This is a genomic window from Stenotrophomonas maltophilia (assembly GCF_002799245.1).
In the GTDB taxonomy this organism is placed as follows: domain Bacteria; phylum Pseudomonadota; class Gammaproteobacteria; order Xanthomonadales; family Xanthomonadaceae; genus Stenotrophomonas; species Stenotrophomonas maltophilia_S.
In genome coordinates this window covers 291,861-306,599 of record NZ_NEQV01000005.1, presented here as the reverse complement: position 1 = coordinate 306,599, position 14,739 = coordinate 291,861, and the positions used below count along the sequence as shown (strand labels likewise).

Below are 14,739 nucleotides of genomic sequence, written 5' to 3'. Positions count from 1 at the left end.
CCTCGCCGGCTGCCTCCCTCCTTCCTGCTCAGTCCTCCTGCACCAGCTTGAACTCGCGCAGCAGCCCACCGATCTGGGTCTTGTCCAGCTTGCTCATCAGCAGGTTGCGCAGGAACGCCGGCCCGGGGATGTCCAGTTCCTTGCCATCGCGAAGGCGACCGGTCGCGGCCAGCAGCGAGCGCACGTCGTAGGTGGAATTGAACACCTCCGGCACGCCGCGTTCGATATCCAGCAGCGTGTATACCGCTTCCATCGGCGTGCGCACCGAGTATTCGGTGGTGAAGATGCAGTCGCGCTGCTTCGATTCGGCGAACTGGCCGATGAAGGCGAAGTTCACCGCCCCGTCCGGCACCACGTCCGGGCGGTCGCCGGCCTGGCGCGGCATGAAGAACGCGGTGATGTACGGCATCATCACCGGCACCGTCCTGGCGCCGGTTGCGGCCAGTTCATCGATCTCCTCCACCGGCACACCCAGGTGGTACAGCCACTCGCGGGTGATCTCCTCGCCGGTGCACTCCTGCATCGGCTTCTTCACGTAGTCGCCCGGCGTATCCACGAACAGCGAATACACCCAGACCACGATCTGGTCCCTGGGCTGGTTCTTGAAATGCGGTTGCCGGTTCACCGTCCAGCTCATCAGCCAGCGCGAGTCGCGCACGCTGACGATGCCGCCGGTCACCACCCTGCCACTGAACGGGTCGCGCTTGGCGATCTTCTGGATGTAGGCGGGAATGCGTGCATCCAGCGTGGTCACCGTCGCCGATTCCCACTTGGTTTCCGGTATATGCGCGCCGAATACATCCGGGCGGCCAAAGGCCTCGTCCTTGGCGGCGATGCGGCGCCACAGGTCCCAGGCCGGCGCCGGGCCTTCGTTCAAGCGCGCAGCGGTGTGGTGGTCGCCGTTGTCCGAGTTCTCGGTCAGCGAACCGATGGTCATGAAAACAAGGTCATCCGCGCTCAGATCCACGCCACCCGCCACGCCCTCGCGCGTCCAGTGGATGCGCGTGGCCTGCTTGCGGCCCGCCGCCAGATCGAAGTCGACGTCGGTCACCTCGGTGCCGTACTGGAACACCACACCCTGGTCCTGCAGCCACTTCACCAGGGGCAGCACCAGCGATTCGTACTGGTTGTACCTGGTGAACTTCAGCGCCGAGAAATCCGGCAGGCCACCGATATGGTGGATGAAGCGATGCAGGTACAGTTTCATCTCCAGCGCCGAGTGCCATTCCTCGAACGCGAACATGGTGCGCCAGTACAGCCAGAAGTTGCTGTCCAGGAAGTCGCGGCCCAGCACCTCGTTGATGCGCTTGTTTTCCATCTCCTGCCGGGTGGCCAGGAACAGCGCGATGATGTCCTTCTGCGCCTGCTCGCTCAGGGTGAACAGGCCGTCGGTATGTGCATCCTCGCCGCGATGGATGGTGGCGCGCTGCAGCGAATAGTTCGGGTCATCCTTGTTCAACCAGTAGAACTCGTCCAGCACGCTGGCATCGTCAATCTCCAGCGACGGAATCGAGCGGAACAGGTCCCACAGGCACTCGAAATGGTCCTCCATCTCGCGCCCGCCGCGGATCACGAAACCCTTCTCCGGCACTTCCAGGCCATCCAGCGCGCCGCCGGCAATCTGCTGCTGCTCAAGAATCGTGATGCGCTCACCGGCCATGCGACCATCGCGCACCAGGAACGCCGCACCGGCCAGCGAGGCCAGCCCCGAACCAACGAACCATGCGCGCTTGCGATCGACACCCGCCGGCTTGCGCGGGCGCGCGAAGGCTTCGTAGTTGCCACTGCTGTAGTACATGCATTGCTCCTTCCTGGAGGGGTTCTCCCTACTCTAGCGCCGAACCGATGTACCGTTTCCTGCACGCAGGCTGCGACGGAATGACGCAGCCGCGTCAGAGCTGCCGCCCCAGCAGCATCCCCGGCCAGCCGTCCACATTGAACGGCGCGATGCGCGCATAGCCGCAGGATTCATAGAAGCGCACCAGGTCGCCGCTGCCTCCGCCATAGCAATCCACACGCAGATGATCCAGTCCGGCAGCGCGCGCCTGCTCGTCGGCAAACGCCATCAAGCGGCGGCCGATGCCGCGCACGCGCACATCACGCGAGGCCACCACGACCCGCACATACAGTTCCGGCCCAGTGGGCGCAGGCACATAGGGCATCGACTCGCCCAGCGCCAGGAACGCACGCACTTCACCCTGCTCGTTCTGCGCCACCCATGCATCCGGCAGCGCGCACGCTTCGGTCACCTGGGTGATCCGGCGCGGCATCGTCGACCACGGCTCGCTGCCCCATTGCTGCAGATTGCCGATCGACACGAACCACGCGATGACTTCGTCGAAGAGCATCAGCACCGCGGGCGCATCGGCCACGCTGGCACGGCGGATGTTCAAGGTGTCCTTTCCTGCTTCAGCCATGTCTTCCACTCCTGTCATTCCACGAACCCCAGCCCGGGAGTGCCGGGGTCGTCGGCCGGTTCAAGCAGTCTAGCGCCCCGCGGCAGCGGCCACCTGTACCGGACTGAAGCAGTCGGAAGTCCAGGTGACTTCCAGCGCTGTTCACCGTCAGTACCGCCGCCGAACCTGCGGCGAACCACCCGCGACGGATGCCCCATGAACCGCTCCCTGCTTTTCGTGATCGCGCTCTCCCTCCCGGCATCATGCACCCTCGCCGCAGCTCCCATCCACGCGGCCGAGGTGCAGCCAAGCAGCACGTCGTCGGCCGCCTGGGTCACCCGAAGCAACCAGTACGCACAGATCCTGCTCGATGCACAGGCACCGTTTGGGCCCGAGGACATGTCGTTCATGGGGATCCCCGGCTACGACCATCTCATCACCGACCTGCTGCCCGGCTTCCCTGCGCGCTTCCGCGCCGCCAGCGCGATGGCACGCGACAGACTGAAAGCACAGCAGGCCAACGAACAGGACCCGAACGTCCGTCAGGACCTGGACATCATGATCCGCGCCGCCGACGAGGCCATTGCCAGCAGCCAGCTCAACGAGCAACTGTCATTGCCCTGGCGCGATGCGCCGCAGATCATGTTCAATGGCCTGCGCACACTGCTCTCCGAACAGGCCACGCCCGAACGCCGCGCATTCGCGCTGCAACGCCTGCAGCGCTACGTAGGGCAGGACGGCGCAACGCTACCGTTCACCGGCCTGGCCAAGGCCCGCTACGCCGAGCGCGCAACTGATCGCGCGTTGCTTCGCCCCTCCAAGGCAGAAATTGAGCAGGCGCTGGCCAACGTCGATACCTACATCACCGGCATCCGCGCCCTGTTCACCCGTTACCCGCAGCCCGGCGCCGAAGCCAGCCTGGCGTTGATGGAAGCACAGTTGCAGGACTACCGCCTGTGGGTGCGAACCACGGTGCTGCCCGAAGCGCGCGCGGACACCCGCCTGCCACCGGCGCTGTATGCCAATCAGCTCCGGCAGATCGGCATCGACATCGATCCGCAACTGCTGGTACGGCGCGCGCAGGTGGAGTTCATGGAAACACGCGCAGCGATGCGGCAGCTGGCGCCCCGGGTGGTCAAGGAACATGGATTGCAGGTCGCCGATCCGTACGATCCCATTGCAGTGGTCCGCGCCCTGAAGAAACACGCCATCCCCGACGAACAGCTGGTCGCGCGCTATCAGCAGGCCATCGGGGTCATCGAACCCATCATCCGCACCCAGCGCATCGTCGACCTGCCGCACCGGCCGATGATCGTCCGCCTGGGCACCCCGGCGGAATCAGCCGTGGTGCAGGCCCCGCATCTGCTGCCTGCGCCGCTGGTCGGCAACACCGGGCAGCAGGGCCAGTTTGTCCTGCCGGTCGCATTGGCCACCGCCAACGGCAATACGCTGCACTACGACGACTTCAACTTCGATGCCGCCCGCTGGACGATGTCCGCCCACGAGGGACGGCCGGGCCACGAGCTGCAGTTCACCGCGATGATCGAGCGTGGTGTCTCACTGGCGCGCACCCTGTTCGCGTTCAATTCCGTCAACATCGAGGGATGGGCGCTGTACACCGAAGCGGAGATGGTTCCGTACGAACCCCTCGACGGCCAGTTCATCGCCCTGCAGTTCCGCCTGATGCGCGCAGCACGGGCCATGCTTGATCCGATGATCAACCTGGGCCAGATCGACCGGGCCGCCGCTGCACGCATCCTGCGCGACGACGTCGGCCTGTCCGAGGCGATGACCCAGCAGGAGCTCGACCGCTACACCTTCAACGCACCGGGCCAGGCAGGCGCCTATTTCTACGGTTACAGCCGCATTCTCGAGCTGCGCATGGAAACCGAGATCGCGCTGGGCAGCCGGTTCAACCGCCTTGCATTCAACAACTTCCTCATCGACCAGGGCCTGCTGCCGCCGGACCTGCTGGCCAAAGCGGTACGCGAGCAGTTTGTGCCGGCGCAGAGATAGCCCTGCCTCGGCCCCGTCCACGTACCAGGGGAACGGATTTGACATGCAGGTATTTACCTGCATATAGTCCACTCAAGGGCGACGCCTGCGCGCCCATCGCGAGGAACCTGCAATGGTGGATATCGCACATCGGGTCGGCATCAAGGCCTCCGCAAACAAGGTGTATCAAGCCTTGGCCACCCCCGAAGGGGTTGCCGCCTGGTGGGCCGAGGACACCAGCGGCGACCGTGAGGCCGGCGGCACGGTCAAGGCGCGCTTCACGAACAACGGCCAGGAGATCGGCGCCATGGAAATGAAGCTGGAACAGTTCATTCCTGGCGAGCTCGTGCTCTGGCAGTTCCTGGCCGGCCCTGCCGAATGGATCGGCACCCATGCACGCTTCGCACTGAAACAGGAAGGCGACTACTGCATCGTCCTGTTCACCCACGAAGGCTGGAAGGAACGCGTCGAGTTCACCTCCCACTGCAGCACCAAGTGGGCGGTGTTCCTGATGAGCCTGAAATCCCTGCTGGAAACCGGCAAGGGCCAGCCCAACCCGCACGACGTCAGGATCGACAACTGGAACTGAAGACGCCCCGCATGAATGCAGACAAGGTGTTCAAGGCCCTGGCCGACCCCACGCGCAGAACCCTGCTCGACCTGCTCTGCGAAGACAACGGCCAGACCCTGGGCCAGCTCTGCGAGCACCTGGACATGGCCCGGCAATCAGTCACCCAGCACCTGGGCCTGCTGGAAGACGCCAACCTGATCAGCACCGTGCGTCGTGGCCGCGAGAAGCTGCACTTCATCAACCCGGTGCCGCTGCATGAAGTCTACGAGCGCTGGGTACGCAAGTTCGAGCAGCAGCGCCTGAGCCTGCTGCATGACCTAAAACGAGAACTGGAAGGAGAATGACCATGTCCGCAGAGACCACCCGCTTCATCCACGTGATCTACATCGCCTCCACGCCGCAGAAAGTGTTCGAGGCCATCACCCGCCCCGAAATCGCCAGTCGTTACTGGGGCCACGAAAACGTCTCGGACTGGAAGCCCGGCTCGCGCTGGCAGCATGTGCGTGCCAACGAAACGCGCTCGGTCGAGCTGGTCGGCAAAGTGGTGGAAAGCACCCCGCCCTCGCGGCTGGTCATCACCTGGGCCGCCGCCTCGCAGGCCGACAACCCGGAGGCCTACAGCAGGGTCACCTTCGAGATCGTGCCCTATCAGGACATGGTGCGGCTGACCGTCACCCACGACGAGCTGGAACCGGGCAGCGGCATGGATACCGGCATCCGCCAGGGCTGGCCGATCGTGCTATCGAGCCTGAAGTCGCTGCTGGAAACGGGCAAGGGATTGGATGTGTTTGCGAAGCCGGCGTAGTCGTCGGGGCGGCGGGCCGGCCCGAGCGGCATCGGCGAGATCCCCGCTGCCGCTACCGCGCCACAACTCCCAATCACTCCATTCAAGTGGATATTATGGAACAATAAGGAACATATGATTCCGGAGTTCCGATATGCCCCCGGCGTTGCTGACCGTAGAGCAGGCTGCCCAACAGCTCAGCCTGCACCCCAAGACCGTCCTGCGGCATATCCGTAGCGGCCAGCTGCGCGCGACCCGCATCGGCAAGTCCTATCGCATCACCGCTGAAGACCTCGACGCGTTCACCGGCACCGTGCGTGAGCCCTCGGCTCCGCGCCCGCAGCTCACCACGGTGGTCGACGTTCCCGGATGCGGTGCGACACATGCCGCCGAGCTGGTCCGTGCCCTGCATGCGCGTGTCACCCGCCGCGAGGCCGACGACGAACCGCTGCGCATGGAGACGATCTATTCGCCCGAGCATGATGTGCTCAAGCTGATCGTGATCGGTGGCCTGGCGGATTCCACCGCGCTGCTGGTCAGCCTGCAGCGTCTGCTGCAGGACCGCAGCACATGAAGCGGCAGCGCCCCGGCATTCCCACGCAACAGGTACTTGCCGCCTACCACCAGGTGCTTTCGGACTGGCCCGTACCACATGAATCGCAGCATATCGCCACCCGCGCAGGGTCGACCTTCGTGGTCAGTTGCGGCCCGGAACAGGCTCCTTCCCTGGTCCTGCTGCATGGCACCCTCAGCAATGCGGCCAGCTGGATGTTCGATGCCGCAAATTGGAGCGAGCACTATCGCGTGCATGCCGTCGACATCATCGGCGAACCCGGCCTCAGCGCCGGCACGCAACCTGCGCTGGACAGCGATGCGCATGCGCAATGGCTGGACGATGTACTCGACGCACTCGGCGTCGACAGGGCAGCGTTCGTGGGCCTGTCGTTTGGCGGCTTCCTGGCACTGGACTACGCGTTGCGAAGGCCGGCCCGGGTCAACGCACTGGTCCTGATCAGCCCCTCGGGCATCGGGCGCCAGCGTGCATTCCTGCTCAAGGCGCTCCCGCTGTTACTGCTTGGCCGATGGGGCCGCGAGCGCCTGCGCCGCATGGTCATGGGCCCCGCGCCACTGCAGGCGCCTGCACCGGCGCAGCCGCTGCTCGACCTGCTGGCATTGATCCGCGCCCAGGTGCGGCCACGCCCGCTGCGCATTCCCCGTTTCAGCGACGAGCGGCTGGCCACGCTGCATCCGCCGGTGGCCCTTGTCATGGGCGCGCGAGATGCCCTCATCGACACCCCCGCCGCCGCCGAACGCATGACGCGGCTCGTCCCAGCGGCAGACGTCACGCTGTTGGCAGACGCCTATCACTACATCCCTGGCCTGCGCGAAGACATCCTCGCCAGGCTGCATCAACTGCAGAACGTCCGGCATGAATGATTCCATCGAGCATATTGGCACCATCCGCATCCTGCGCATCGGGTCGCAGGGCCCCGCACTCGATGCCAACGGCCTGCGTGATCGGGTCGGCGATGCCCTCGGGCACCAGGCCGAATGGATCGCCGTGCCGGTGCAGCGCCTGTCACCGGACTTCTTCGAGCTGCGTACTGGAATCGCCGGGCACTGGCTGCAGATGCTGGTGAACTACCGCCTGCGCTTCGCCGCGCTGGGCGATGTCAGCGCCTACCGCGCGCAAAGCGCATCGCTTGACGCGTGGATCACCGAGTGCAACCGCGGCCGCGACGGCTGCTTCGTGGCCGACTGGGACGCCCTGCTGGCACGCCTGCCGACCCAGGCCAGCGCCGGCTGAACGCCACCTCCACGCTCACCCTTCCCGAACCCGGTTCCGACCGCACTCCGACGCGGCCCGCCACAGCATCGCCCACAGGCTCCCAAGGCGACGTTCGATGAGTGCTTCAGACGCAGATTCCCTGCATAGCAAAGTAGCGGCGGTCACCCTCGGCTTCTGGGTGATGAAGATCGCCGCCACCACCCTCGGCGAGACCGCCGGCGACCTGCTGTCGATGACACTCAACCTGGGCTACGTGGCCAGCTCGGCCATCCTGCTGACCATCTTTGCCGGCCTGCTGGGCATGCAGTTGTCGGCACGACGCTTCCACCCGGTGCTGTTCTGGTCGGTGGTGCTGGCCACCAGCACCGCAGGCACCACCATGTCCGACCTGCTCGACCGCACGCTTGGCCTGGGCTACGCCACTGGCGCCAGCCTGCTGGCCGGCTGCCTGGCGCTGGTGCTGCTGGCCTGGCGGGTATCGGAAAAGTCGATCTCGGTCAGCAACATCGAATCGCGCCGCGCCGAAGGCTTCTACTGGACCGCCGTCCTGTTCTCCAACACGCTCGGCACCGCACTGGGTGATTTCCTCGCCGACGATTCCGGGCTCGGCTTCACCGGCGGCGCACTGCTGATCGGCAGCCTCATCGCGCTCACCGCACTGGCCAGCCGCATCAAGGGCATCAACCGGGTCATCCTGTTCTGGATCGCCTTCGTGCTCACCCGCCCGTTCGGCGCGACCTTCGGCGACCTGCTCACCAAACCGCTGGAAAAGGGCGGCCTGGGTTTCGGCACGGTGGGCTCGTCGCTGGTGCTGTTCACCCTTCTGGTGACGCTGGTGGCGTTGCCGATGCTGCAGCGTAAGCCACAGCCGGCCAGCTAGCGCGCGGTCCAGCCCCCATCTACCGGCAGCGCCGTGCCGGTGATCTGGGCGGCAGCGTCCGAGGCCAGGAACACCACCATCTCGCCCAGCTGCTCGGGCGTCACGAACTGCAACGAAGGCTGTTTTTCAGCCAGCAGCGCGCGAGCAGCGGTCTCCTGATCCGTGTCCTCGCGGCCGGCCAACGCGGTGATCTGCTGCTCGACCAGCGCCGTCCGCACCCACCCCGGGCAGATCGCATTGGCGGTGATGCCTGCGCTCGCATTCTCCAGCGCGGTCACCTTGGTGAACCCCACCACGCCATGCTTGGCCGCGACATAGGCCGACTTGTTCACCGAGCCCACCAGCCCGTGCACCGATGCGATGTTGATGATGCGGCCGGCGCCCTGCTGCTTCATGTGCGGCAAGGCCGCCGCCGTTGCATGGAACACCGCCGAGAGATTCAGCGCCAGGATCGCATCCCACTTGTCGGCAGGAAACTCCTCGATCGACGCGGTGTGCTGGATGCCCGCATTGTTCACCAGGATGTCGATGCGCCCCATCTTCTCAACAGCGTGGGCGATCATTCCGCGCACCGCCTCGCCACGCGAAAGATCGGCGCCATCGTGCGTCACCCGCACACCGAACTCGGCTTGCAGCTGGGCACGAATACGTTCGATCTCCGCCGTATCGCCGAATCCATTCAGCACGATGTCGGCACCTTGCCGCGCCAGCGCCGTGGCAATGCCAAGACCGATACCACTGGTGGAGCCGGTGACCACCGCAACCTTTCCACTGAACATGGGCGAGCTTCCATCGGGCATGGGCAGCCAGTGTAACGTCACCGGCCGCCGCCCCACCTCCTACGTGCCCACGTCCAGGGAATGCGCCAGCAGGAACTCCCTGGCGTACTCATTCCCACCCTGCGCCGAAGCGCGGATCAGGTACACCGCACGCGGCACGTCCCTGGCGACACCCTTGCCATGGAACAGCGCCAGCCCGAATTCGTACATGGCCGACGGATAGCCGGCCTGCGAGGCCCGCTCAAAGTACACGGCCGCCCGCGCGACGTCCTGTTCAACACCGTCCCCCGTCAGCAGACGCAGCCCCAGCGCGTAGATCGCGGGGATATAGCCTTTCTCTGCAGCCTGCCTGAGAGTCGCCACGCTGTGCGCCTCGGCCTCTGCATCGCTCTCGCCTGCAGGAATCGAAGAAGAGAGAAACAACGCCTCGGCCCATCCGCGTGCAAGCTGCGGGGCCAACTGCCGCCGCGCCTCGGCAATGTCGCCACGGTCGAGCACCGCATCGAAGTCGGTCGTGAGTTGGGTTGGCATGTCAGTCATGGCGCAGGGTTCCTTCCTGTTTGCGAGCACGCTCACCACCGTGGCGCACCGCTGGATGCTCGGGCAACATCGAAGCCCGCTGTCTCAGTAGATCCACGCCATGCGTGGATGCTCTGGCTTCAACGCCCCTTCACTTCCAATGATCCGGCCCCAGGAATGGCAGGCTCAACACAAACACCGGAACGGCCACGGGAATCAGCGCGGCACCCAGCACCTTCCCGGCGGCCGTCCCAACACCCGGCTTGTCCGCATCCTCCGGCTGGATCCGCTGTGCCCGCGCACTGATCGGCTGCGCCAGCTTCGCCTTCTCCGCCAGCGCAGCGGCATCCGGCAGCTTCACTCGCTCGCCATCGCCCTCGAACAGCACGCTGTAATAGCTGCCGCCCTTGGTAGACAGGTTGCAGGCACGATCAAACGCCAGCGCGTAACGGGTTCGATCCTGCGGCAGGTAGTAGCGCGCACGCTCATCCACAGACTTTGCCTCGCGCGGAATCACCTCAATCCGCTCCAGCCTGAACTGCGCGGCCTGTTCCGGCGTCACCTGCTCCGGCCGCAGCAGCAGCGCATAGCTGCCGTGCACCTTGGCCTTGTTGGCCGGGTCGCGCCAATCCTCGTGGAAGTACATCTGCGCGCAGGCCACCGCCTCGCGCAGCGGGCTGTCCATCAGCGCCCGGTACTCGCGGAACGGTGCGGCATTGAAGCGCATCGGCTCCTCAAAGCGCGGCAGCAGGTACAGCTGGCCGTCGTCGGCCACGAACGCACCGGTGATTTCGCGGCTTGAGGTGTTCACTTCCGGGCCACTGGCACAGCCAGACAGCAGGCCAAGGCACAGGGCGGAGAGAATGAAGAAGGACGTTCGCATGTCGTGTTCGAGGCTTCCCTGGGAAAACCGGCTCCACCTCAAAGGAGGAAGCCGATCCGTCATGGTGCCATGGCAGCCCTGCCAAGCCCAATCAAACGCTGGAGATCGGCCGAGTTAAGGCCGCTGGCAGGCCATAGCCCTGCGAGCGCAACGGGCACCCGGTGACCTTCAGTGCGATTCCACCTCGGGCACGATGCCGTACAAGCTCGTTACGTGACCCAGCATCTGATGCACGCGCCTCTCGGCGCAGCGCTTGCGACCGTCAGGCAGCGTGCGCATGCTCTCATCAAACGGCATATGTTCGTCCTGCAAATAGCGGTACATCAGTGCAGGAATGCGACATCAGCCGGTGGACGTCCTCCTGATGCGAGTTCCATCTCGGTTTCGATTTTGGTTGGTGGGCCCGTATTGTGTGGTTACGGCGCGGTGCACTGCCCCGTTTCAGTAGTGCCTGATGGACTCAGAAGGCGCTCTGGTTTTCCGCATGGGCGGGGGTCGCAGGCCATCATCCTTCAGCCACGGACCGACGCCGGCGGCATCGTGATTGCCGCCATGTTTGTCGCAATCGCCAAGCGCATTACCCCGCTGCTGGGGAACGGACGAAGAAGAAAGCCCACTTTTGAGAGGAGAACGCTGTAATGAACTCTGATGATTTGAAGTCGATACAGGTGATGGCCCCCCTCGTGAAGAAACACACGGGCGGATCGAGTGCATCCAGACGCACAATCTACGTAGATCTTGATGGTGTAATGGCCGACTTCGACGCGGCATTTCCCGCCCTGTTTGGCGTGGACCATCGATTGCTTGCCGACGATGAGATGTGGACGCACATCAACAACCATCCGTCGTTCTTCCGCGACCTCCCGCCGATGCACGGTGCAGTGGAGTTCTTCCACAGCATCCACCACTTGAACCCGGTGATTCTTACTGCCTGCCCGAAATCGAACTATCCGCTCGCTGCCGTGCAGAAGCGACAGTGGGTTCGCGAACACTTGTCAGCAACCTGCCTGGTGTTGCCTGTGCTTGGCGGCAGGCACAAGCCTCTTTTCATGCACCAACCGGGCGATGTTCTGATCGATGATTTCAAAGCAAACTGTGATGCCTGGACAGCGGCGGGAGGAGTCGCGATCAAGCACTCCGGCGACTGGGCCGTGACGCGTCACGCGCTTTCCGAAATAGAAGATCTGTCAGGCACAGCGCTCATGGCGGGCTGATTCCTCCTGTAACGACCACGTTGACATTTCCATAGACAGGCCGAGGAGCTGGCCCCTCGGCCCTCACGGCTGACAGCCAACTTGTAGGCCCCGCCCTACTTCAACCGCTCCACCAACCGCTGCCCCACCTCCAGCGCCGAAGCCGGGTTCTGCCCGGTAATCAACTCGCGGTCCACCACCACATGCCCGGTCCACGGCGTGGCGTTGCTGCTGAAGCGCGCACCCGCCCGCTGCAGCGCAGTCTGCGGGTAGAACTTCATCTCGCCGCCGCCCAGCAGCGGCTTGGCCTGCTCTTCTTCCTGGTTGCTGATCACCGTCATCTGGTAGCCGCTGTAGATCCACTTCGGCGTGGCCGGCATCGCACCGGCTTCCAGCGTCGCCACGAAACCATCCGCATCCGGCAGCGTGGACAGCAGCGCGATTGGCCCGTGGCAGACCAGCGCGGTGGTCTTGTTGTGCTGGTGGAAGTCGGCCAGCAAGCGGCCCAGCGCCGGGCTCTTCAGCAGGTCCTGCATCGGCGCGTGGCCGCCCGGGATGTAGACCGCGTCGAAGTGCGCGTAGCCCTGCTGCTCGACGCGCGCCAGGCTGACCACCGGCGACGCCGTCGGCGAGGTCAGCGCCAGCTTCTCCAGCAGGTCCTTGTGCAGCTTCAGCTGCGCGGCATCGTTACCGAAGTAGGCCTGCGCCACCGAGGACGCATCCACCGTCGGCGCCCGCCCCTGCGGCGTTGCGAAGGTCACCTCGTGGCCTGCGTCCAGCAGCAGCTTGACCGGCTGCATCAGCTCGTTGAGATAGAAGCCGGTGGACAGCACCTTGCCGTCCTTCAGGTCCAGATGGTTTTCGTCGGACAGCACCACCAGCACGTTGGCGGCATGCGCGCCGGTCGCGGCCAGGGTGAGGGCCAGTGCGGTGGCCAGCCGGGTCATCAGGTTCATGGGGAGCTCCTATCGGGGAATGGACGCCACTTTATTCATCGCCCTAGCGGCGATAAATTGGCCCCATCGCAAAACACCTGTTCCCCGGAGAGCTAAATGAGCCGCAAGTTCGACTACCTGGGCGATGTGGAGGTGTTCCTGGCGGTGGTCGAGCACGGCTCGTTCACGGCCGGCGCGGTGGCGCTGTCCACCACGCCCTCGGTGCTGAGCCGTGCGGTCACCCGCCTGGAAGCGCGGCTGGGCCGGCAGCTGCTGCAGCGGACCACCCGCCGCGTGGGCCTGACCGACGCCGGGCGGCTCTATCGCGAACAGGTGCGCACCGCCTTCGGCCTGCTGGACGACGCCGAGCGCGACGTACTGGCCCAGGACGGTGCGCTGGCCGGCCGCGTGCGCCTGAGCGTGCCGACCACCTATGGCCACTACCGGCTGCCGCCCGTGCTGGCGCGCTTTGCGCAGCAGCACCCGCAGGTGCAGGTGGAACTGAACATCACCAACCGCAACGTGGACCTGGTGGCCGAAGGCTTCGACCTTGCCATCCGCCTGGGCCAGCTGCCGGAGAGCGGGCTGGTGGCACGCACGCTGGAAGATGCCCCACTGCTGCTGGTGGCCGCGCCGGACTACCTGCAACGCCGCGGCACACCGCAGACGCTGGACGACCTGCAGCAGCACCTGTGCCTGCCGTTCGTGATGCCGCGTACCGGGCGGCTGGCGCCGTGGGTGTTCCGGGATGGTGGCCGGGATGTGGACTGGCTGCCGCGCTCGTCCATCGAGACCTCCGACGATGTGCTGGGTGTGGTGTCGCTGGCCGAACAGGGCATCGGCATCTGCCAGAGTTATGAGTTCATCGTGCGTGAGCGGTTGATGCGTGGGGAGCTGGTGGAGGTGCTGCCGCAGTTGCGAGGACGATCGCGACCGTTCTCGGTGATCTATGCGCCGCATCGGCGGCAGTCGGCGGCGGCAAGGGCGATGATTGAGTTGTTGGTGGGGAATGCAGCGGTGGTTGGGGATGGTGCTGGTTGAGGCCGCCTTGCTTGCTGGCGGTGTCGGGTTTGAACCGGTTTTTGGGGGGTGTGGCTGATCGGGCGCCTTTGCCACCCGGTGCTGACGAGGAACTGTTGCAAAGAATGGCATCGCGCTATTCGCTTGTAGCGCGGGCGGTTGCGTCATTGCGAATCGCAATCGACAGACAAGCTGAGCAAATACGTCTGGTGATGACGCGTGCCGCATGAATGGCGCGTGCCACAATAGTTCTTCGCTCTCGAATTTCGCGATTCCTTCGCAAACTTCTATTAGCATTTGAAGCGGCGGCGTAAACACCATGGCGCGCCACCGAAAAAGGGTGGCAGCGGGTCTGCAAACCCGTTTGATGCACGCGCAAGTTGTTTACGCTTGCCCGTCGGCACCGTCCTTAACCGGTGCCGGCGGGCAATCCGTCGGCCTTTATGGCGGGCGGTGCGTGGGAGTCTTCGGACTCACCGGCCTATTGCGCTGCATCAACCGGTTTGCAGCCACGCATCGTCCGCCACCCCGCTCAGGCGGTGGCGCTGTTAAGCACAGCCAAGGAAACCGACGCCATGAACGAATCCGACACCTTCTCCTGGTACACCGTTGTTGAGCCTATCAACGACGACACTCCCCTGCCCGACCTGAGCTTCCTGCTCGGCATCCTCAAGCGCATGCGCGGTTGCGAGGGGGCGGATGGGCAGCCGTGGCCGGAAACCGATCTATCCCCCGGCCGCCGCGTGAGCCTGGCGAGAACCGAGCGCGCGTTGGTCGGGGCGCTGACGGTGTTGGAGCTATTGCACGCGGCGGACCGCTGCCGCGTGGCAGCGGAGCCGGAGAGGCATTTGGATGAGGGGGTGGTGGATGGGCTGTTTCTGGCTTGCCGGGGGTTGGTTGAGTGGGCTTGCCGGGAGGTTAGGCCGGAGTGAGGCGGCATCCGCTCACAAGGCCTGAAACCAGCCCAAACAGGACTCGCGTCTGTTTCCTCGAAA

General features: G+C 64.9%; 17 protein-coding genes. 11 read left to right on the top strand and 6 right to left on the bottom strand.

Annotation, left to right across the window (positions count from 1 at the left end; genetic code table 11):
- Positions 1 to 28: 28 nt before the first annotated feature.
- Together B9Y64_RS16335 and B9Y64_RS16330 are read right to left on the bottom strand one after the other, a co-directional pair.
- Positions 29 to 1,798, bottom strand: a complete 1,770-nt coding sequence (locus B9Y64_RS16335; RefSeq protein WP_100441602.1) for an oleate hydratase — start codon at positions 1,796 to 1,798, stop codon at positions 29 to 31.
- Positions 1,799 to 1,892: 94 nt separating this feature from the next.
- Positions 1,893 to 2,417, bottom strand: a complete 525-nt coding sequence (locus B9Y64_RS16330; protein ID WP_100441601.1) for a GNAT family N-acetyltransferase — start codon at positions 2,415 to 2,417, stop codon at positions 1,893 to 1,895.
- Positions 2,418 to 2,612: 195 nt separating this feature from the next.
- Here B9Y64_RS16330 and B9Y64_RS16325 point away from each other — a divergent pair, with 195 nt between their 5' ends.
- From B9Y64_RS16325 to B9Y64_RS16290, 8 genes are all read left to right on the top strand, one after another.
- Positions 2,613 to 4,412: a DUF885 domain-containing protein gene (locus tag B9Y64_RS16325; RefSeq protein ID WP_100441600.1), complete on the top strand. Its 1,800-nt coding sequence runs from the start codon at positions 2,613 to 2,615 to the stop codon at positions 4,410 to 4,412.
- Between the two features lie 112 nt (positions 4,413 to 4,524).
- Entirely contained in the window at positions 4,525 to 4,980 is a 456-nt protein-coding gene (locus tag B9Y64_RS16320; protein ID WP_100441599.1) for an SRPBCC family protein, read from the top strand.
- Between the two features lie 11 nt (positions 4,981 to 4,991).
- On the top strand, positions 4,992 to 5,306 hold the full coding sequence (locus B9Y64_RS16315) for an ArsR/SmtB family transcription factor (RefSeq protein ID WP_005416268.1): 315 nt from the start codon (positions 4,992 to 4,994) through the stop codon (positions 5,304 to 5,306).
- A gap of 2 nt (positions 5,307 to 5,308) precedes the next feature.
- On the top strand, positions 5,309 to 5,767 hold the full coding sequence (locus tag B9Y64_RS16310; RefSeq protein WP_100441598.1) for an SRPBCC family protein: 459 nt from the start codon (positions 5,309 to 5,311) through the stop codon (positions 5,765 to 5,767).
- Positions 5,768 to 5,900: 133 nt separating this feature from the next.
- Positions 5,901 to 6,320, top strand: coding sequence for a helix-turn-helix domain-containing protein (locus B9Y64_RS16305; protein WP_100441597.1), 420 nt, complete (start codon positions 5,901 to 5,903; stop codon positions 6,318 to 6,320).
- On the top strand, positions 6,317 to 7,183 hold the full coding sequence (locus tag B9Y64_RS16300; protein WP_100441596.1) for an alpha/beta fold hydrolase: 867 nt from the start codon (positions 6,317 to 6,319) through the stop codon (positions 7,181 to 7,183). Before B9Y64_RS16305 ends, B9Y64_RS16300 begins: the two co-directional genes overlap by 4 nt.
- Positions 7,176 to 7,553 carry a DUF4180 domain-containing protein gene (locus B9Y64_RS16295; protein WP_100441595.1) on the top strand — a complete coding sequence of 126 codons (378 nt, stop codon included), beginning with the start codon at positions 7,176 to 7,178 and terminating at the stop codon, positions 7,551 to 7,553. Before B9Y64_RS16300 ends, B9Y64_RS16295 begins: the two co-directional genes overlap by 8 nt.
- A 97-nt stretch (positions 7,554 to 7,650) precedes the next feature.
- On the top strand, positions 7,651 to 8,415 hold the full coding sequence (locus tag B9Y64_RS16290) for a COG4705 family protein (protein ID WP_100441594.1): 765 nt from the start codon (positions 7,651 to 7,653) through the stop codon (positions 8,413 to 8,415).
- Here B9Y64_RS16290 and B9Y64_RS16285 read toward each other — a convergent pair.
- The 3 genes from B9Y64_RS16285 to B9Y64_RS16275 form a co-directional block, all read right to left on the bottom strand.
- Positions 8,412 to 9,194 (bottom strand): 3-hydroxybutyrate dehydrogenase, encoded by a 783-nt coding sequence (locus tag B9Y64_RS16285; protein ID WP_100441593.1) that lies wholly within the window; start codon positions 9,192 to 9,194, stop codon positions 8,412 to 8,414. The two genes, B9Y64_RS16290 and B9Y64_RS16285, sit on opposite strands and share 4 nt — an antisense overlap.
- A gap of 60 nt (positions 9,195 to 9,254) precedes the next feature.
- Entirely contained in the window at positions 9,255 to 9,734 is a 480-nt protein-coding gene (locus B9Y64_RS16280) for a tetratricopeptide repeat protein (protein ID WP_100441592.1), read from the bottom strand.
- Positions 9,735 to 9,864: 130 nt separating this feature from the next.
- Positions 9,865 to 10,596 (bottom strand): hypothetical protein, encoded by a 732-nt coding sequence (locus B9Y64_RS16275; RefSeq protein WP_100441591.1) that lies wholly within the window; start codon positions 10,594 to 10,596, stop codon positions 9,865 to 9,867.
- Between the two features lie 638 nt (positions 10,597 to 11,234).
- Between B9Y64_RS16275 and B9Y64_RS16270 the strand changes: the two genes are divergently transcribed.
- Entirely contained in the window at positions 11,235 to 11,810 is a 576-nt protein-coding gene (locus tag B9Y64_RS16270) for a 5' nucleotidase, NT5C type (protein ID WP_100441590.1), read from the top strand.
- A 95-nt stretch (positions 11,811 to 11,905) separates the two neighbouring features.
- On the opposite strand, the gene B9Y64_RS16265 is transcribed toward B9Y64_RS16270, so the two are convergent.
- Positions 11,906 to 12,745 (bottom strand): type 1 glutamine amidotransferase domain-containing protein, encoded by an 840-nt coding sequence (locus tag B9Y64_RS16265; protein WP_100441589.1) that lies wholly within the window; start codon positions 12,743 to 12,745, stop codon positions 11,906 to 11,908.
- A 96-nt stretch (positions 12,746 to 12,841) separates the two neighbouring features.
- Here B9Y64_RS16265 and B9Y64_RS16260 point away from each other — a divergent pair, with 96 nt between their 5' ends.
- Together B9Y64_RS16260 and B9Y64_RS16255 are read left to right on the top strand one after the other, a co-directional pair.
- Entirely contained in the window at positions 12,842 to 13,765 is a 924-nt protein-coding gene (locus B9Y64_RS16260) for a LysR family transcriptional regulator (RefSeq protein WP_100441588.1), read from the top strand.
- Between the two features lie 554 nt (positions 13,766 to 14,319).
- The gene (locus B9Y64_RS16255; protein WP_100441587.1) at positions 14,320 to 14,676 is read left to right on the top strand and encodes a hypothetical protein; all 357 of its coding nucleotides are present in this window, start codon (positions 14,320 to 14,322) and stop codon (positions 14,674 to 14,676) included.
- Positions 14,677 to 14,739 lie beyond the last annotated feature (63 nt).